Source organism: Pseudomonas rosaeacicularis, from assembly GCF_057128745.1.
This window is the reverse complement of record NZ_JBSKHT010000002.1, coordinates 83353-100324: the sequence shown is the minus strand read 5'-3', so window position 1 is coordinate 100324 and position 16972 is coordinate 83353. Positions and strand designations below refer to the sequence as shown.

Sequence of the window (16972 nt, the reverse complement as noted above, 5' to 3'; positions counted from 1 at the left end):
GTATCCGTTCCGGGTGGCGCATCTTCATGTGCGCTATGGGTTTCTGGAATCGAGTATTGCTACCGATGATCCATATGGTCAAATACGGATATATCGGTTAGTTATTCATATTTGATATGGAGGATCGTGATGAATTTGAGACAGATCGAAGCCTTTCGCAGCGTCATGAGACTGGGCTCGATGACCGCCGCAGCCGAGGTGCTGTACACCTCGCAACCCAATGTCAGCCGGCTGATTTCGCAACTGGAACTGAGCACGGGGTTAAGTCTTTTCAAGCGCGCGGGCGTGCGGCTGATCCCGACGCAGGAAGGCCAGGCGTTCTTTCAGGAGGTCGAGCGTGCGTATGTGGGGCTGGACAGCCTCAAGCTGTCGGCCAAGAACATTCGCAATCTGGGCACCGGGCGTTTACGGGTGGCGGCGGTGCCGTCGATGGGTCTTAGCGTGATTCCCAGAGTGCTGAAAACCTTCACGGACTCACGCCCGGAACTGACCGTGTCGCTGCATGTGAATTCGTCTCCCACGGTGGAGCAGTGGGTCAAATCGCAATTCTGTGACATTGGCATCGTCGTGCATCCGGGGGATGTCAGCAGTCAGCAGATCGAGTTGCTGGCGCAGGTGCCGGCGGTGTGCGTGTTGCCAGGCTCGCACACGTTGGCCGAGCGATCTGAAATCACGTTTACCGATCTTGAGGGTGAGGCGTTTGTCTCGCTGTGCCATGGGGATGGGACGCGGTCTTTGGTGGACGGCTTGTTCGAGCAGGCGGGGGTCGAGCGGATCATGGCGGTCGAAGCGCAATACGCCGCGATCAACTGCGAGATGGTGGCGCTGGGCATGGGCGTCACCCTCGCCCACCCGTTTGTGGCCCGGGATTATCAACACCTGGACGTGGTGATTCGCCCGTTCCGACCGGACATCCTGTTCCCCACCTACGTGATCTGGCCGACGGCTCAGGCACGAACGAAGCTGGCCGAGGAGTTCATCGAGACGTTGAAGGCGTATTACAGGGAAGTGCTGGAGGATTGATCACACCCACGGTTCGCTGCCCCCCACACATCTACGGCAAACACACATCCCCTGTAGGAGCTGACGAGCAGCGCGAGGCCGCGATGCGGTGTGTCAGCAATATTGCAATCGCAGCCTCGCGTTGCTCGGCAGCTCCTACAGGGTAAGCGCTTGGCTCAGGGTGTGGCGTTGGCCTTAGATCCACGCTGATCGCATGCCTAATGCAAAAACCTGTGGGAGCGGACCTGTCCGCGAAGGCTATTCGTCAGGCGAAACAGATGCGTCGGATGTACCGCCCCTTTCGCGGACAGGTCCGCTCCCACGGGTCCGACGTCTTCCGGCAAACCTGCGACAAACACAAATCCACTGTAGGAGCTGACGAGCAGCGCGAGGCCGCGATGCGGTGTGTCAGCAATATTGCAATCGCAGCCTCGCGTTGCTCGGCAGCTCCTACAGGGTAAGCGCTTGGCTCAGGGTGTGGCGTTGGCCTTAGATCCACGCTGATCGCATGCCTAATGCAAAAACCTGTGGGAGCGGACCTGTCCGCGAAGGCTATTCGTCAGGCGAAACAGATGCGTCGGATGTACCGCCCCTTTCGCGGACAGGTCCGCTCCCACGGGTCCGACGTCTTCCGGCAAACCTGCGACAAACACAAATCCCCTGTAGGAGTTCAACGAGCGACGCGAGGCCGCGATGCGGTGTGCCTGACCTACCGCGATCGCAGCCTTCGGCGGCTCGGCAGCTCCTACAGTTGGGTAGCGACCTGCACAACTGCGGCGGATATGCAGCCCTTACAGCTGTTGGCGGGGTGCGGCGTCGGCCTGAAATCGCGCGCCGAATGCAAAAACCTGTGGGAGCGGACCTGTCCGCGGAGGCTATTCGTCAGGCGAAACAGATGCTTCGGATGTACCGGCCCTTTCGCGGACAGGTCCGCTCCCACGGATCCCGTGCCCTCCGGCAAACACATATCTCCTGTAGGAGCGGACGAGCAGCGCGAGGCCGCGATGCGGTGTGTCTGATACACCGCGAGCTCATCTTCGCGGGCAAGCCTCGCTCCAACAGTCGTGCGCACGTCCGGGCTTGCTGATCAAGCCATCTCTATCAAATCCCGCTCAGCGCCAGATCCATCGCGAAGTAGGTGAAGATCAAATCTGCACCGGCGCGTTTGATGGCACCGAGGCTTTCGCGGACCACGCGGTGTTCGTCGATGGCGCCCGCTTGTGCGCCGAACTTGATCATCGCGTACTCGCCACTGACCTGGTACGCCGCCAACGGCAAAGTCGAGGCTTCGCGGATGTCGCGGATGATGTCCAGGTAAGCGCCAGCTGGCTTGACCATCAACGCATCGGCACCTTCGGCCTCGTCCATCAGCGACTCACGCAGCGCTTCGCGGCGGTTCATCGGATTCATCTGGTAGGTCTTGCGATCACCCTTCAACGCGCTGCCGCCCGCTTCACGGAACGGCCCGTACAACGCCGAAGCGAACTTGGTGGAGTACGCCATGATCGGCGTGTGGGTAAAACCCGCTGCGTCCAGCGCCGCACGAATCGCCTTGACCTGCCCGTCCATCGCTGCCGACGGGGCAATCACATCGGCACCGGCACGCGCAGCCATGACCGCTTGTTTGCCGAGGTTTTCAATCGTCGCATCGTTATCGACGTGATCACGGTGCATCACGCCGCAATGACCATGATCGGTGTACTCACAAAAACAGGTGTCGGACATCACGATCATTTCTGGCACGGCGCTTTTGATGGTCCGCGAGATCCGCGACACCAGCCCGTTTTCCTTCCAGGTGTCGCTGCCGTCGGCGTCAAGATGGTGGGACACACCAAACGTCATCACCGACTTGATGCCCGCCTTGGCATAACGCTCGATTTCCTGGGCCAGTTTCGACTCGGGGATGCGCTGCACACCGGGCATGCTCTTGATCGGCACGAAGTCGTCGATTTCTTCTTCGACGAAGATCGGCAGCACCAGATCGTTGAGGGTGAATTCGGATTCCTGAAACAGCGCGCGGAAGTTTTCGTTGCTGCGCAGGCGACGTGGACGGGAAGCGGGAAACAGGCTGGACATGGCAGTTCCTGAAAAGAAAAATCCGGAAAAATGGCGGACGCCAGGCGTCGGGCAAATATCGATGGCCGGAGCTTATGCCTGCCGCGACCTCGATTCAAATGCATGCGCGATAAAGTCCCTTGCCAAGTTTGCAACAGTGTTCAGAAAAATCGCCGCAACCGCCCGCAACTAAAGGGCTGTGGCGCAGGTCATTGCTATCAGAGCATGCCACACACGGTGGCACCGCCTTTACTGGGGCGAGACCGGCCTTGAATACACAAAATAAATATGCAGATAAGCGCAACAACCTCTCCCTGGACGGTCTCAACTTTTTCCTCGCCGACGTGCGCGACGGATTGGGGCCCTACTTGGCGATTTACTTGTTGGCGGTTCACAAATGGGACCCGGCAAGCATTGGCCTGGTCATGACGCTGGCGGGGATTGCCGCCCTGGTGACCCAAACGCCGGCCGGCGCGCTGATTGATCGTTCGAAAAGCAAGCGGCTCATCGTCGCCGTTGCCGCGCTGCTGGTCACCGGTGGCTGTCTGGTGCTGCCCTTTATCCACTCGTTCAGCTGGGTCGCGATCACCCAGGCCATCAGCGCCATCGCAGGCTCGGTGTTCGCCCCCGCGATCGCAGCCATTTCATTGGGTATCACCGGCCCCAAAGCCTTCACTCGCAGGACCGGCCGCAACGAAACCTGGAACCACGCAGGCAATGCCGTTGCGGCCCTGTTGGCTGGCGTGTTTTCCTGGATGTTCGGTCCGGTGGCGGTGTTCTACCTGATGGCATTCATGGCGGTGGCGAGTGTCGTGGCGGTGAGTTTTGTGTCCGCCGATGCCATCGACCATGAGGTCGCGCGGGGTTTTGATCCGGCGCATAAAGAGTCGGGTGAACAACCCTCGGGCGTGAAAGTGCTGCTGACCAACAGGCCATTGTTGGTATTCGCCGTGTGCTGCGGGCTGTTTCATCTGGCGAACGCGGCGATGCTGACGCTGGTCAGTCAGAAGCTGTCGCAGATCGACATGAGCCTCGCGACACCGCTGACCTCAGCCTGCATCGTCGCCGCCCAGTTGGTCATGGTGCCGGTTGCCTGGCTGGTGGGCGCGAAGGCCGATGACTGGGGGCGCAAACCATTGCTGCTGGCGGGTTTCATCATTCTGCCGTTACGGGGCGTGCTGTATGTGCTGTCGGATAACCCGTGGTGGCTGGTGTCGGTGCAGTTGCTGGACGGCATCGGCGCCGGGGCGTTTGGCGCATTGCTGCCGCTGGTGGTGAAGGACCTGACCGCTGGCACCGGGCGTTTTAATGTCAGCCTTGGCGCGATATCGACCGTGTTCGGGCTGGGCGCGGCGTTGAGCAACGGGTTGGCCGGGCTGGTCATCCAGCAGGCGGGCTACAGCGCGGCGTTCCTGACCCTGGCGGCGATTGCGGCGGTCGCGTTCGTGCTGCTGTGGCTGGCGGTGCCGGAAACCCTGACGCGCGCCAAAACCGATGATCAATCTACAGCGGCCGCCGTCACGGGTTAAGGCGCCCGATCAGACGGGGACGCTGCGCCAGGAGTGCTTGATGAGCCCTCACCCAGTTCACGCTGCATCAGCACTGTGTCCAGCCAGCGACCATGCTTGAAGCCGACCGACTCAAATACCCCGACCCGGCGGAATCCCATCCGCTGGTGCAGCCTGATGGACGCTGCGTTTTGACTGTCGCCAATGATCGCGATCATCTGCCGACGCCCTCCCGCCTCGCATCGTTCGATGATCAGTTGCAAAAGCGTTTGACCAATGCCCAGCCCGCCTAGCCCTTCACGTACGTAAACCGAATCCTCAACGCTGGAGCGATAGGCTGGACGCGGCCGATACAGGGTGGCGTAACCGTAACCGACCACCTCTCCTGCGCGCTCGGCCACGAGGTACGGCAAATGATTGGCCAGGATATCGGCACGCCGACGTAGCATTTCGGCAAGCGGCGGCGGATCGAGTTCAAAGCTCGCCGTGCCATGGATCACATGGTGGGCGTAAATCACCTGCACGGCAGGCATGTCGTCATCGCGGGCGTCGCGCAGGATCAGGTCGTGGGGCATTCGGGTCTTCTTTATTCGTCAGCCAACAGTTGGGCAAATGATGACCGCAGACGCCGAGCTCGTAAATGCGTTTAAAATGCCGCCCATTCCCTTTGCCGATCCTGCCGAATGAACTCTGAAGCCCTCGCTGTCCTGCAGCATCATATGTTGACCGCCCTTGCAAATCCGCCCGCAGAAACCCGCCGCGTGTTCCATGGCCGGGGTCGTTGCTGGCCTGGCCTGGAGCAGTTGACCGTCGACTGGATGCAGGGCGTGGTGCTGGTGTCGCTGTTCAAGGAGCCTGCGCAATCCGAGTTGCAGGCGTTGAACGAGCTGCTGATGCAGATCATACAGTCCGCACCCTGGAAATCATCCGGCGCGCACATGCTGCTGTTGCAGCATCGGTATCTGCCGGACAGCACCACCGAATGGCTAATGGGCGAGCATCTGGATGAATGGACGCTGACCGAAGGACGTCTGCGCTACCTCGTGGATTTCGGCAAAAAGCAGAACACCGGGCTGTTTCTGGACATGCGCTATGGGCGTGACTGGGTACGGGCCAATTCGCAGGGCAAACGGGTGCTGAACCTGTTCGCGTACACCTGCGGGTTCTCGGTGGCGGCAATAGAAGGTGGCGCCGATTCAGTGGTCAATCTGGACATGTCCCGCGCAGCCTTGAGCCGGGGCCGCGACAATCATCGGCTCAATGGCCATGACCTGAGCAAGGTCAGTTTCCTGGGCCATGAGCTGTTCAAATCCTGGGGCAAAGTGAAGAGCACCGGGCCGTATGATCTGGTGATCATCGACCCGCCGTCGTTTCAGAAAGGCAGCTTCCTGCTGACCAAAGATTACCAGCGCGTGCTGCGCAAACTGCCGGAACTGTTGACTGATACCGGCACCGTCCTGGCCTGCATGAACGACCCGGCCATGGGCGCGGACTTCCTCATCGAAGGCGTCACCCGCGAGGCGCCGAGTCTGCGGTTCGTGCAGCGCCTGGACAACCCGCCGGAGTTTGCTGATATCGAACCGCAGGGCGGGCTAAAAGCGTTGGTCTTCACGCAATCCCTGTAGGAGCGAACTCGTTCGCGAGGCGTAGTATCTGATACCCCGCCTCGCCAACACGTTGGCTCCTACAGAAATGAAGCAAGCTGCACATGCCGCATCCCGCGCTCTACGTATTCGTCCTTTTCCCCCACCGGCGCGAAGTAGTGCAGCACTTCGCGGGCGTCGTCCTCGCCTTTCAACCGCGCAATAACCCAGGCACACAGGTACTGCGCCGACAGACACCCGCCTGCGGTCGCGACGTTACCGCTGGAGATGAAGGGCTGATTGACGACCTCAACACCCGCCGCCTGCACCCACGGTTTGCTGGTCAGATCCGTGCAGGCTGGCAGTGATCCAAGCAGACCGAGCCTGGCCAGCAAGAAGGTGCCTGAGCACTGCGCGCCGATCAGTTGCCGCTCAGGATCGAGGCGGATCTGGCTCATCACCGCCAGGTTTTCAGCAACTTCTCGGGTTTTCATGCCGCTGCCGAACAACACAGCGTCGGCCTGGTTCGCCTCTTCAAGGCCGATGTGCGAATCGAGGGTCAAGCCATTCATGGACGTCACGCGGGCGGTCGGGCTGGCGATGCTGACTTTCCAGTCACGATCGCCGCGCATCGCCAGGCGATTGAGCATGCCGTAGGCGATCAGGGAGTCGAGTTCGTTGAAGCCATCGAACGTGAGAATGGCGATGTGCATGAGGGCAGTCCCGGGTTGGCGTGATCAGTATTGGTCTCGATCACGCTAAGGGATTGGCGGGAATTGCTGTCGATACAGCCAGAGATTATTCGGGCAGTACAGACCGTTACGCTTGATGCCGAACCGGGAGGACGCGCTTACCGCAAAGAGGTCGGCACGTCCGACGCATCTTCAGTGCCTGATGAAGAGCTTTCGCGGACAGGTCCGCTCCCACGGTGGTTCCGTGATGTGACCTGACACTTGATACAGCCGATCCTGGCCTTTACGGACCGTTATGCGCTCAATCGCGATATCACATCATTAAGGCCCACCGACAATTGGTGCAAATCGCCGCTGGCCACTTGGGTGCGCTTAACGTTGTCCTGATTGGTGGTGGCAATGGCGGTGATTTCCGTGAGGTTGCGCGAGATGTCTTCGGCCACCGACGTTTGTTCTTCCGCTGCCGTTGCAATCTGCCGGTTCATGTCGCGAATCGATTCAACCGCTGCCGTGATGCGCTGCAACGAACTGCCGGCCAACGCGACTTGATCGACGCTTTCCTGGCTGCGCGACTGGCCGCTTTCGATGGCCAGCGCTGCATCGGTGGCCCCGGTTTGCACCGAGTGAATGATCTGATTGATCTCGGCGGTAGACGCGGCGGTGCGTTGCGCCAAGGTGCGGACTTCATCAGCCACGACCGCAAAGCCTCGCCCGGCGTCCCCTGCCCGCGCCGCTTCGATGGCTGCGTTCAACGCCAGCAGATTGGTCTGTTCGGCAATCCCGCGAATCACTTCCAGCACTTTGCCGATGCGGCCGCTGTCGGCTTCCAGACGGCGAATGACGTCGGCGGTGTTGCTGATTTCAGTGCGCATGTGGTTGATCGCGGTGATGGTGGCGCCCATCACTTTGTCGCCTTCCTGAGAACAGCGGTCCGCTTCGTCAGCCGCTTGCGAGGCTTCAGCTGCGTGGCGGGCGACTTCCTGAGCGGTGGCCGACATTTCATTCATGGCCGTTGCGACCTGATCGGTACGCTCGAACTGTTCCAGCGTGCCCTGCGCCATCAAAGCGGCAATGGCTTTGAGTTCGCCACCGGCGCTGTCCAGATCAGTGGTGCTGCGTTTGAGGCGAGTGAAGGTATCGGCCAGGAAATCGCGCAACGTATTGGCGGCCACGGCCAGACGGCCCAGCTCATCCTGACGTTTGATGCTGACGCGCTCGCTGAATTTGCCCTCGCTCAATTGCGCGACATAATCGATCAGCATCCGAATCGGACCGACGATGTTGCGGTTGACCAGCCACAGGGTGATCACACCCACCAGCAGTGCGGACGCCAGCATGACCAGCGTACCCAGCAGAATGGTCTGATCCGCCGCCGCGCTGATCGACAGTGATTGTTGGTCGCTCTGCTTACGCAGTTCAGTCACCAGTTCGGTCATCTGCTCGCTGGCGGCGCGGTCTACGCCTTTGACCGCCTGATCGCCAGCCACCGGATCGGCGTTGGCGGCAACGAACGCATCGCGACCCTTGCGGTAGGCGGTGCCGAGCGCGCGGTGTTCATCTTTGAGACGGTCGATCCGAGACTTCAACGCCTGATCGATACCTTGCACATCCCCCAGGCGGGCAAGTGTCGCCTGCACCTGACGTTCCTGCTCTTCGAACTGCCCCCAGAACTTGTCACGGTCGGCGGGTTGCTTGCCGCGCAGCAGCACGTTTTTCCATTCCTGGACCTGCACTTTGAATTGCAGATTGGCCTGATCGATCAACTGGGAGCCTTGTAATGGCCCCTCCAGCAGCCCGCGGTAGGCTTGCACGTTGCTCGACAGGAAATGAAAGCACGCCAGCGCGATCAACAGGACCAGCACCAGACTTGCGCTGAGCATCGCCAGAATCTGGAATTTAAGGGATTTGGACATACAGGAATCTCGCCGGGAAGGACCGCTGTCTCCGGGGCTGGCCCGGAGGATTGAACACGTGCCACTTCCCTGTGCCCCTGCCGGAAAACGTTTCGCAACAGTGGGTTACTCAGCATTCATCGACCTTTGTGTTCGCTTCTTTAATGGGAGGCCATCAAAGCCGACGGTCGGTCGCAGAGTGCTCGCTCCCACAGATTCGGAGCCTTGCTGCCAATTTTCGGCAAACACACAACCCCTGTAGGAGCTGCCGAAGGCTGCGATTTCGGTATCCCTGACTCACCGCTTCGCAGCCTCGCGTTGCTCGGCAGCTCCTACAGGTCCGGTGTCATCCGACCAACCTTCAGCAAACGCACAATCCCTCGCCCATTTATCCCGGCTGCCCAAACACCTGGGAAGGTCTTCGCAGCAACGGGTCGAACGGATTGATTTTTTGCCCGATGGCCATGGCTTCGCGTTTGAGCAGTTCGACCACCGTGGGCAGGCGGTCGGCGTTGAGGCGGTCGCTGATGGTCGCCACGCTCAAAGCCGCGACGGCGCGCCCTTCGCGGTCGAGGATGGGCACGGCAAGCCCGGCCATCCCCGGCAGCACACCGGTGTTGCGGGCGGCGTAGCCCAGTCGCCGAACGTTGTCGATTTCAGAGCGCAGCAGCACCTCGTCATATAGATGGACGTCCCGCAACCGTGGCAGGTTGTAGCTGATCACGGTGTCGCGCTCGTCCTCGGGGAGAAAGGCCAGAATCGCCAGACTGCCCTGCCCCACGCCCAGGGCAACCCGGCCACCGATATCGCCGGTGAAGGTACGAATCGGGTACGGCCCTTCGCTACGATCGAGGCAAATGGCGTCAAAACCACTGCGCGCCAGCAAGAACAACGAGTCACCCAGTGACGCTGACAAGCGCAGCAAACTGGGCCGCACGATTTCACGCAGATTGCCGGTATTGCCTGCACGCGCCGCCAGGGCGAAGAAATCCAGGCTCAGTCGATAACGCTTGCTGCTGGCGTCCTGTTCCACCATGCCCTCGTCCACGAGACTGCGCAGCAGCCTATGAGTGGTCGGCTGCGACAGGCCGACACGCTGCGCCAACTGCGTCACGCGCTCACCGCCCTCTGCGCTGTCGCCCAGACAACGCAGCACCGCGAACAACCGGGAGACCGCACCCACGCCGGTCTCTTTGGCAGCAGGATCACCCAACTCATTCCGATCAGTGGAATTCATATCTTCATAAATCTCGTCTTAATTCACTCAATGGATTTAATGAAAGAAAATACTCATTCAGTGAAATTCTTCGTTGAGCGCATCCTAGTCTTCGTCCTAGGATCAGTCCACAGGGCGATTTGAATAACACCGGCAGCCGACATCGATCGAGCGCCACCGTCCACAGCGTCACGCACGGTTCTCTTCGCATCTGCCCATAAAAAACGTACGCCCCCGGCGTGCTCGAAAAACAGGTGGAACGCAGCGATGGCATTTCTACAGCTTCAAGCACTCGGCAAACGCTACGGCGCCGTTGACGCGGTAGTCGCCACGGACCTTGCCGTGGAGAAAGGCGAATTCGTGTCCCTGCTCGGCCCATCAGGCTGCGGCAAAACCACCACCCTGCAAATGATCGCTGGCTTTGTCGATGTCAGCGCCGGTCGCATCCTGCTCGATGGCCGCGACATCACCCACGCCAAACCTGCCAGTCGCGGCTTGGGCGTGGTGTTTCAGTCCTACGCGCTGTTCCCCCACATGAGCGTGCGCGACAACGTTGCCTTTGGCCTGCGCATGCGCAAAGTGCCGGCAGCCGCCATCAAGACCCGAGTTGACCGGGTACTGGATCTGGTCCGCCTGACGCCACACGCTGACCGCTACCCCCGTGGACTGTCGGGCGGGCAACGCCAGCGGGTGGCGCTGGCCCGCGCACTGGTGATCGAGCCACCGGTGCTGCTACTGGATGAACCGCTGTCGAACCTGGACGCCAACCTGCGCGAAGAAATGCAGTTCGAGATTCGCCGGATTCAGCGCGAGGTCGGCATCACCACGCTCATGGTCACCCACGATCAAGCCGAAGCGCTGTCGATCAGCGACCGGGTAGTGGTCATGCAAGCCGGTCGCATCACCCAGATCGACGAGCCTTACAAACTCTACGAACACCCCCGCACCCAGTTCATTTCCGGCTTCGTCGGCAAGGCCAACCTGCTGCAAGGCGAACTGGATGCCAGCGGAGCGCCGCAAGTACGTGAACAGCCCGGCAACGGCGCGGTGATCCTCAGCCTGCGTCCGGAAAAAATCGACCTGGTGGGCGCCGGCAGCGGACGCCTGCAAGGCCGCATCCTCACCCGCTATTTTCTCGGCAGCCAATGGCTGTACCGCATCGACACCGCCATCGGCGAGCTGACCGTGGTGCGCCGCAACGACGGCGATGCTCCACTGAGTGAAGGCACCGCCGTGGGGCTGACCTGGACATCGGAGTTGTTGCGCGTTTTGACCGCAGACGAGGTGCATCCATGAATGCGCCCAGCGTGTTTCGTGACACCGGGCGCGGCTATCTGTTGTCGGCCCCTGCGTTGATTTTGTTTCTTGGCCTGCTGGTGCTGCCGCTGGTGCTGACCCTGGTGCTGTCGTTCAACGTCTTCGACTACAGCGTCGGGGTCAAAAGCGATGCTTGGACCTTCGCCCAATACATCAACCTGCTCACCGATTCGTACTTTTATGAAATCTTCTTTCGCACCTTCTGGATCAGCGCGCTGGTCACGCTGTTGTGCGTCGTCATCGGCGTACCCGAGGCCTACATTCTCAGCCGCATGGGCGCACCCTGGCGCTCGATTTTTCTGATTCTGATCCTCACGCCGCTGTTGATATCGGTGGTGGTCCGCGCCTTTGGCTGGAGCCTGTTGCTGGGCGCCGATGGGTTGATCAATCAGGCGATTGCTGCGCTGGGCGGCACGCCGATCAAGATGCTCTATACCCCGTTCGCCGTGATTCTGGCGCTGGTCCACGTGATGCTGCCGTTCATGATCATCCCGGTGTGGACCTCGTTGCAGAAACTGGACCCGTCCGCCGAACAGGCCGCGCTGTCGTTGGGGGCGACCCAGGCCAAGGTGATGCGCCTGGTGGTGCTGCCGCAGGTCATGCCCGGCGTGCTGTCGGGCACGCTGATCGTGTTCGGTTTGTCGGCGAGCTCGTTTGCGATCCCCGGCCTGCTGGGCGGTCGCCGCCTGAAAATGGTCGCCACCGTGGTGTACGACCAATACCTCTCGGAACTCAACTGGCCCATGGGCGCGACCATCGCGGTGGCGCTGCTGCTGGTGAACCTGCTGATCATGTTGTCGTGGAACCGCATGGTCGAAGGCCGCTACAAAAAATCCCTGGGGGAATGATCGATGTCCAAGAACGGCTCTCTGGCCCTGTCGTTTCATGCCCTCGTTGTGGTGTTCATGCTGGCGCCTCTGGTGGTGGTGTGCCTGGTGGCTTTCACCCCGGAAAACACCCTGAGCCTGCCGTGGTCGGGGTTTTCGCTGCGCTGGTTCAAGGCGGTGTTCGAGCGCGCAGACTTTATCGATTCCTTCTATAACAGCCTGATGCTGGCAGTGGTTGCAGCCACCTTGGCCACTTTGATCGCGGTGCCCGCTGCCCTCGCCATCACCCGTTATCAGTTCCCCGGACGCGGGTTTCTCAACGGTCTGTTTCTGTCGCCGATCATCATTCCGCACTTGGTGCTGGGCGTGGCGATGCTGCGTCTGTTTGCGCTGATGGGCGTCAATGGCAGCTTTGTCTGGCTGACCTTCGCCCACGTCGTGATCATCACGCCCTATGTGCTGCGCCTTGTGTTGGCGGCTGCCATCGGCATCGATCGCAGCGCTGAGCACGCGGCTGAGTCCCTGGGCGCCAGCCGTTTCACGCTGTTTCGCCTGATCACTTTGCCGATGATTCTCCCGGGGGTGGCCGGAGGCTGGCTGCTGGCGTTCATCAACAGCTTCGATGAGGTGACGCTGTCGATTTTCGTCACCTCGCCCTCGACCCAGACGCTGCCCGTGCGCATGTACGTCTACGCCACCGAATCAATCGACCCGATGATGGCTGCCGTGTCAGCGCTGGTCATCGCGTTGACCGCCGCCGCCATGATCATCCTCGACCGGGTTTACGGCCTGGACCGTGTACTGGTCGGCAAACACTGATGCCGCAAACAACCGCACCCCGGCTGACAGAGAGAGCGCCATGGCCTTGCTGAAACGACTGGCAGAAACAAACCGTGCGTCCCTGCCCTTCATCCTCGACGGTCAACCCGCCACTGGTTTGCAGGGGGACACGCTACTGACTGCAGTATTGACCGCCAGCGATTACTTGCGTGGGAGTGATTTCAGCGCCGAACCCCGCGCCGGTTTTTGCCTGATGGGCGCGTGTCAGGATTGCTGGGTCAGACTCGACGACGGCCGCCGTGTGCGGGCCTGTTCGACGCTGCTTGAAGCCGGCCAGGTGGTCAGCCGCGAACCGGGGCGTCGGTCATGAAACGTTCAGACATCGTGATCATCGGCGCCGGCCCTGCGGGCATTCGCGCCGCGCAAACCTTGGTCGCCTATGGCTTGCAGCCGTGCCTGATCGACGAAAGCCTGCGCGGCGGCGGGCAGATCTATCGTCGTCAGCCGGAGAATTTCCAGCGCTCGCCCAAACACCTGTATGGCTTAGAAGCCGGCAAGGCAATTGCCCTGCATTCGACGCTGGACCGTTTGGCCGATGACATCGACTACCGCCCGCAGACTCTGGTGTGGAACGCCGAAAACCAGGTGCTGGACACCTTGACCGAGGGCGTGGCCGACCAACTCGCCTATCGACAATTGATCGTAGCGACCGGCGCGACGGACCGCATTCTGCCGGTGCCAGGCTGGACATTGCCTGGGGTCTACAGCCTCGGTGCGGCGCAGATCGCCCTGAAATTTCAGGGTTGCGCCATTGGCGAGCGAGTGGTGTTTGCCGGCAGCGGGCCGTTGTTATATTTGGTCGCCTATCAGTACGCCAAAGCCGGTGCCAAGGTGCTGGCGGTCCTCGACAGCTCACCTTTTTCCGCGCAAAGCCGGGCGCTGCCCGCGCTGATTCGCCAACCGCTGACATTGGCCAAAGGCGTGTATTACCGCAGTTGGCTGACCGCCCACGGCATACCGGTGCATCAGGGCGTGCGACTTGAGCGCATCGAGGGCGAGCAGCGGGTGGGCTCGGTCAGCTGGCGCAAGGGCGAGCACATTCACTCACTGGATTGCGACGCCGTGGCCTTCGCTCATGCGCTGCGCAGCGAAACCCAATTGGCCGATTTGCTCGGTTGCGCATTCAGTTGGAGCGCGCTGAACCGCGCCTGGTTGCCCACTCGCGACAGCGACGGACGCAGCACGGTCGAGGGCGTTTATCTGGCCGGTGACGGCGCGGGAATCATGGGCGCCGACGCCGCAGAAATGGCTGGCGAGCTGGCTGCATTGACGTTGTTGGCCGACGTCGGTCACCCCATCGATGCCGCGCGCATCGCGGCACTGAAAAACAAACTGGCTGCTGTCGAACGCTTTCGCCACGGACTGGAAACGGCCTTTCCGTTCCCGGAAGACTGGGCCGCGCAAACAACGGACAGCGTGACCATCTGCCGCTGCGAGGAAGTCAGCGCCGGCGATATTCGCCAGACCGTCGCCCAAGGCCATTGGGAAATCAACCGGGTCAAGGCCATGTGTCGCGTCGGCATGGGCCGCTGTCAGGGCCGGATGTGTGGGCTGGCGGCCAGCGAAATCATCGCTCAGGCCAGCGGTCGTGAGGTGTCGAGCATTGGCCGGTTACGCGGCCAGGCACCCATCAAACCGCTGCCGTTCGGTCTGGAGATCCAGCAATGAGCGCGCCAGTCGAAGTGGATGCACTGGTCATTGGCGGCGGGATCGTCGGCGCGTCCGCTGCGCTGTTTCTCGCGCAAAAAGGCCAGCGGGTTGCCTTGCTGGAGCGGGATTTTTTTGGCTCCCATTCCAGCGGTGTGAACTATGGCGGCGTGCGACGTCAGGGCCGACCGTTGTCGCAGTTGCCGCTGTCGCAACGGGCCCACGGCATCTGGGCCAATTTGCAGCAGTTGATCGGCATTGATGGCGAATACCTGCGCTCTGGGCATCTGAAACTGGCGCGCAGCGACAAGGATATGCAGGCGCTGGCGGCATATGCCGAGGCCACTCGGGGTTTTGGGCTGAACCTGCAGTTGCTGGATCGGGCGCAATTGCGCGCGCGGTTTGCGTGGGCGGGAGACGTCGCGGTGGGCGCATCACTGTGCGCCGACGACGGCCACGCCAACCCGCGGCTGGTTTCCCCGGCGTTCACGCGGGCGGCTCAGCGTCTGGGCGCGCAGGCGTTCGAGCAAGCCCACGTCATTGACGTCAGCCATGATGGCCAAGCGTTCAACGTACGCACCGCCGGCGGCCAGCGTTTTCGCAGTCACTGGTTGCTCAACTGCGCCGGGGCCTGGGCGGCACATCTGGCTGAGCAATTCGGCGAACCGGTGCCGATGCGTTCAGGCCATCCGGCAATGCTGGTCACCGAGCCGCTGCCGATGTTCATGGACGTCAGCACTGGCGTTGAAGGCGGCGGTATTTATGCCCGCCAGGTGGCTCGGGGCAATTGCGTGCTCGGGGGCGGCCAGGGTTTTCCACTGGACTCGGCACGAGCACGACCGGGCCATGCCGCGATCATGGAGATCTTGCGCAACGCCGCTGAACTCTATCCACCGTTGACCGGTGCCCAGGCGATTCGCACTTGGAGCGGCACCGAAGGTTATCTGCCGGACCGCGAACCCGTACTGGGCGCCAGTGCGACCCAGCCTGGTTTGTTGCACGGTTTTGGCTTCGCAGGGTCTGGCTTTCAGATCGGCCCGGCCGCCGGAGAAGCACTTGCCGAGATTGTCTGCACCGGCGCACCGAGCATTTCCCTCGATGCGTTTTCCATCCGTCGATTTCAAGCTGTCCCGTCCGCCGTCGCCGCCACCCTTGGCGCCGATATCGTCATCCCACTGCACAGAGGAAGGTCGCACCCATGAACAACCTGAAACGCTTTGCACTCAGCGGTTTGTCCTGCTTGCCACTGGCGACCTTGCTCGCTTCGATGCCGGCTCACGCTGAACCGACGCTGTACCTGGGCATGAACGGCGGAACCATGGAACGCTTGTATGCCGATCAAGTCTTGCCCGCGTTCGAAAAGGCCAACAACGTCAAAGTGGTCATCGTGCCGGGCACCTCGTCCGACATTCTGGCGAAGGTTCAGGCCAGCAAAGACAACCCGCAGATGCACGTGATGTTCCTCGACGACGGCATCATGTACCGCGCGATCTCCATGGGCCTGTGCGGCAAGCTGCAGCCGAGCGCGGCGCTGGCGGACATCCCGGACAAAGGCAAAATCAAGGATGAAGCCGTTGCCGTGAGCCTTGGGGTGACGGGCCTTGCGTACAACACCAAGATGTTCAAGGAAAATGGCTGGAGCGCGCCGACGTCCTGGGCCGACATGGCGGACCCGCGCTATAAGGAAAAGCTGGTGTTCCAGTCGCTGGCCTCCTCCACTTTCGGCCTGCACGGTTTCTTGATGTTCAACCGGTTGCAAGGCGGCAGCGAGAAGGACGTCGAGCCGGGCTTCAAGGCATGGCCGAAAACCGTGGGCCCGAACGTGCTGGAGTACATCGCAAGCTCGGCGAAGATTTCGGAAATGGTGCAGACAGGCGAAGCGGCGTTGTTCCCGCTGACGCCCACCCAAGTCACCGCGCTGAAGCTCAAGGGCGTGCCAGTCGAGTACGCGCCGCCCAAAGAAGGCGCGGTGGTGTTGAACGTGGCCGAATGCACGATCGCCAACAACGACCAACCGGAACTGGCGCAGAAACTTGCCGCCTTTCTGCTGACGCCTGAAGCCCAGGCACCTGCGCTGGAACAGGGTGATCAGATCCCGTCGAATCCGAAAACCCCGACCACTGAGAAAACCAAGGGCCAAGTGGACGCAATGAATAAATACCTGGAAACCGCGGTGACCATTGATTGGGATCAAGTCAACCAGATCCGCCCGGAATGGAACGCACGCTGGAGCCGGACGATAGAGCGGTAGACAGACCTTGGGGCTGTCCCGTGGGAGCGGACCTGTCCGCGAAGGGGCCGGGACAGCCGATACATCTTCTGTGGCTGTAACATAGCCTTCGCGGACAGGTCCGCTCCCACTCTGGTTCTCCGGCGTGGGGGGCATCTCGATC

16 protein-coding genes are annotated in these 16972 nt (G+C 61.2%); 11 read left to right on the top strand and 5 right to left on the bottom strand.

All coding sequences use genetic code 11. The annotated features are described in order from the left end of the window. Window positions 1-129 precede the first annotated feature (129 nt). On the top strand, window positions 130-1023 hold the full coding sequence (locus tag ACWKWM_RS02915) for a LysR substrate-binding domain-containing protein (RefSeq protein ID WP_483844673.1): 894 nt from the start codon (window positions 130-132) through the stop codon (window positions 1021-1023). 1080 nt (window positions 1024-2103) lie between these two features. Here the strand turns inward: ACWKWM_RS02915 and hemB are convergent. Then, window positions 2104-3078, bottom strand: coding sequence for a porphobilinogen synthase (gene hemB, locus ACWKWM_RS02910; protein WP_483844672.1), 975 nt, complete (start codon window positions 3076-3078; stop codon window positions 2104-2106). Here hemB and ACWKWM_RS02905 point away from each other — a divergent pair. After that, entirely contained in the window at window positions 3077-3250 is a 174-nt protein-coding gene (locus ACWKWM_RS02905; protein WP_483844671.1) for a hypothetical protein, read from the top strand. The genes hemB and ACWKWM_RS02905 overlap by 2 nt on opposite strands. A 76-nt stretch (window positions 3251-3326) precedes the next feature. Further along, window positions 3327-4586 (top strand): MFS transporter, encoded by a 1260-nt coding sequence (locus ACWKWM_RS02900; protein ID WP_483844670.1) that lies wholly within the window; start codon window positions 3327-3329, stop codon window positions 4584-4586. On the opposite strand, the gene ACWKWM_RS02895 is transcribed toward ACWKWM_RS02900, so the two are convergent. Next, window positions 4583-5140: an N-acetyltransferase family protein gene (locus ACWKWM_RS02895; protein WP_483844669.1), complete on the bottom strand. Its 558-nt coding sequence runs from the start codon at window positions 5138-5140 to the stop codon at window positions 4583-4585. The two genes, ACWKWM_RS02900 and ACWKWM_RS02895, sit on opposite strands and share 4 nt — an antisense overlap. Before the next feature lie 108 nt (window positions 5141-5248). On the opposite strand from ACWKWM_RS02895, the gene ACWKWM_RS02890 reads away from it, so the two are divergent. Then, window positions 5249-6190: a class I SAM-dependent methyltransferase gene (locus tag ACWKWM_RS02890; protein WP_483844668.1), complete on the top strand. Its 942-nt coding sequence runs from the start codon at window positions 5249-5251 to the stop codon at window positions 6188-6190. Between the two features lie 59 nt (window positions 6191-6249). Here the strand turns inward: ACWKWM_RS02890 and ACWKWM_RS02885 are convergent, their stop codons facing one another. The 3 genes from ACWKWM_RS02885 to ACWKWM_RS02875 form a co-directional block, all read right to left on the bottom strand. Continuing rightward, window positions 6250-6861 carry a DJ-1/PfpI family protein gene (locus ACWKWM_RS02885; protein WP_483844667.1) on the bottom strand — a complete coding sequence of 204 codons (612 nt, stop codon included), beginning with the start codon at window positions 6859-6861 and terminating at the stop codon, window positions 6250-6252. Between the two features lie 272 nt (window positions 6862-7133). Further along, entirely contained in the window at window positions 7134-8753 is a 1620-nt protein-coding gene (locus ACWKWM_RS02880; RefSeq protein ID WP_483844666.1) for a methyl-accepting chemotaxis protein, read from the bottom strand. Between the two features lie 367 nt (window positions 8754-9120). Beyond that, a complete protein-coding gene (locus ACWKWM_RS02875) occupies window positions 9121-9969 on the bottom strand; it encodes an IclR family transcriptional regulator (protein ID WP_483844665.1) in 849 nt (282 codons plus the stop codon). A 246-nt stretch (window positions 9970-10215) separates the two neighbouring features. On the opposite strand from ACWKWM_RS02875, the gene ACWKWM_RS02870 reads away from it, so the two are divergent. From ACWKWM_RS02870 to ACWKWM_RS02840, 7 genes are read left to right on the top strand one after another with little or no spacing between them, the layout of a single operon-like run. Next, window positions 10216-11244, top strand: coding sequence for an ABC transporter ATP-binding protein (locus ACWKWM_RS02870; RefSeq protein WP_483844664.1), 1029 nt, complete (start codon window positions 10216-10218; stop codon window positions 11242-11244). Continuing rightward, complete coding sequence (locus tag ACWKWM_RS02865; RefSeq protein ID WP_483844663.1) at window positions 11241-12113, top strand: ABC transporter permease; 873 nt, start codon at window positions 11241-11243, stop codon at window positions 12111-12113. Before ACWKWM_RS02870 ends, ACWKWM_RS02865 begins: the two co-directional genes overlap by 4 nt. Before the next feature lie 3 nt (window positions 12114-12116). Further along, the gene (locus ACWKWM_RS02860; protein WP_483844662.1) at window positions 12117-12911 is read left to right on the top strand and encodes an ABC transporter permease; all 795 of its coding nucleotides are present in this window, start codon (window positions 12117-12119) and stop codon (window positions 12909-12911) included. 40 nt (window positions 12912-12951) lie between these two features. After that, window positions 12952-13242 carry a (2Fe-2S)-binding protein gene (locus ACWKWM_RS02855; protein ID WP_483844661.1) on the top strand — a complete coding sequence of 97 codons (291 nt, stop codon included), beginning with the start codon at window positions 12952-12954 and terminating at the stop codon, window positions 13240-13242. Beyond that, window positions 13239-14600, top strand: coding sequence for an FAD/NAD(P)-dependent oxidoreductase (locus ACWKWM_RS02850; protein WP_483844660.1), 1362 nt, complete (start codon window positions 13239-13241; stop codon window positions 14598-14600). The genes ACWKWM_RS02855 and ACWKWM_RS02850 overlap by 4 nt, the downstream gene beginning before the upstream one ends. Beyond that, entirely contained in the window at window positions 14597-15781 is a 1185-nt protein-coding gene (locus ACWKWM_RS02845; RefSeq protein WP_483844659.1) for an NAD(P)/FAD-dependent oxidoreductase, read from the top strand. Before ACWKWM_RS02850 ends, ACWKWM_RS02845 begins: the two co-directional genes overlap by 4 nt. Next, window positions 15778-16830: an ABC transporter substrate-binding protein gene (locus ACWKWM_RS02840; protein WP_483844658.1), complete on the top strand. Its 1053-nt coding sequence runs from the start codon at window positions 15778-15780 to the stop codon at window positions 16828-16830. Before ACWKWM_RS02845 ends, ACWKWM_RS02840 begins: the two co-directional genes overlap by 4 nt. Window positions 16831-16972 lie beyond the last annotated feature (142 nt).

Bases quoted from the DNA above. Each gene is read 5' to 3' on its own strand.
- hemB (WP_483844672.1), bottom strand. From the start codon at position 3,078: ATGTCCAGCCTGTTTCCCGCTTCCCGTCCACGTCGCCTGCGCAGCAAC.
- ACWKWM_RS02885 (WP_483844667.1), bottom strand. From the start codon at position 6,861: ATGCACATCGCCATTCTCACGTTCGATGGCTTCAACGAACTCGACTCC.
- ACWKWM_RS02865 (WP_483844663.1), top strand. From the start codon at position 11,241: ATGAATGCGCCCAGCGTGTTTCGTGACACCGGGCGCGGCTATCTGTTG.
- ACWKWM_RS02855 (WP_483844661.1), top strand. From the start codon at position 12,952: ATGGCCTTGCTGAAACGACTGGCAGAAACAAACCGTGCGTCCCTGCCC.
- ACWKWM_RS02915 (WP_483844673.1), top strand. From the start codon at position 130: ATGAATTTGAGACAGATCGAAGCCTTTCGCAGCGTCATGAGACTGGGC.
- ACWKWM_RS02850 (WP_483844660.1), top strand. From the start codon at position 13,239: ATGAAACGTTCAGACATCGTGATCATCGGCGCCGGCCCTGCGGGCATT.
- ACWKWM_RS02860 (WP_483844662.1), top strand. From the start codon at position 12,117: ATGTCCAAGAACGGCTCTCTGGCCCTGTCGTTTCATGCCCTCGTTGTG.
- ACWKWM_RS02895 (WP_483844669.1), bottom strand. From the start codon at position 5,140: ATGCCCCACGACCTGATCCTGCGCGACGCCCGCGATGACGACATGCCT.
- ACWKWM_RS02905 (WP_483844671.1), top strand. From the start codon at position 3,077: ATGGCAGTTCCTGAAAAGAAAAATCCGGAAAAATGGCGGACGCCAGGC.
- ACWKWM_RS02875 (WP_483844665.1), bottom strand. From the start codon at position 9,969: ATGAATTCCACTGATCGGAATGAGTTGGGTGATCCTGCTGCCAAAGAG.
- ACWKWM_RS02845 (WP_483844659.1), top strand. From the start codon at position 14,597: ATGAGCGCGCCAGTCGAAGTGGATGCACTGGTCATTGGCGGCGGGATC.
- ACWKWM_RS02880 (WP_483844666.1), bottom strand. From the start codon at position 8,753: ATGTCCAAATCCCTTAAATTCCAGATTCTGGCGATGCTCAGCGCAAGT.
- ACWKWM_RS02870 (WP_483844664.1), top strand. From the start codon at position 10,216: ATGGCATTTCTACAGCTTCAAGCACTCGGCAAACGCTACGGCGCCGTT.
- ACWKWM_RS02840 (WP_483844658.1), top strand. From the start codon at position 15,778: ATGAACAACCTGAAACGCTTTGCACTCAGCGGTTTGTCCTGCTTGCCA.
- ACWKWM_RS02890 (WP_483844668.1), top strand. From the start codon at position 5,249: ATGAACTCTGAAGCCCTCGCTGTCCTGCAGCATCATATGTTGACCGCC.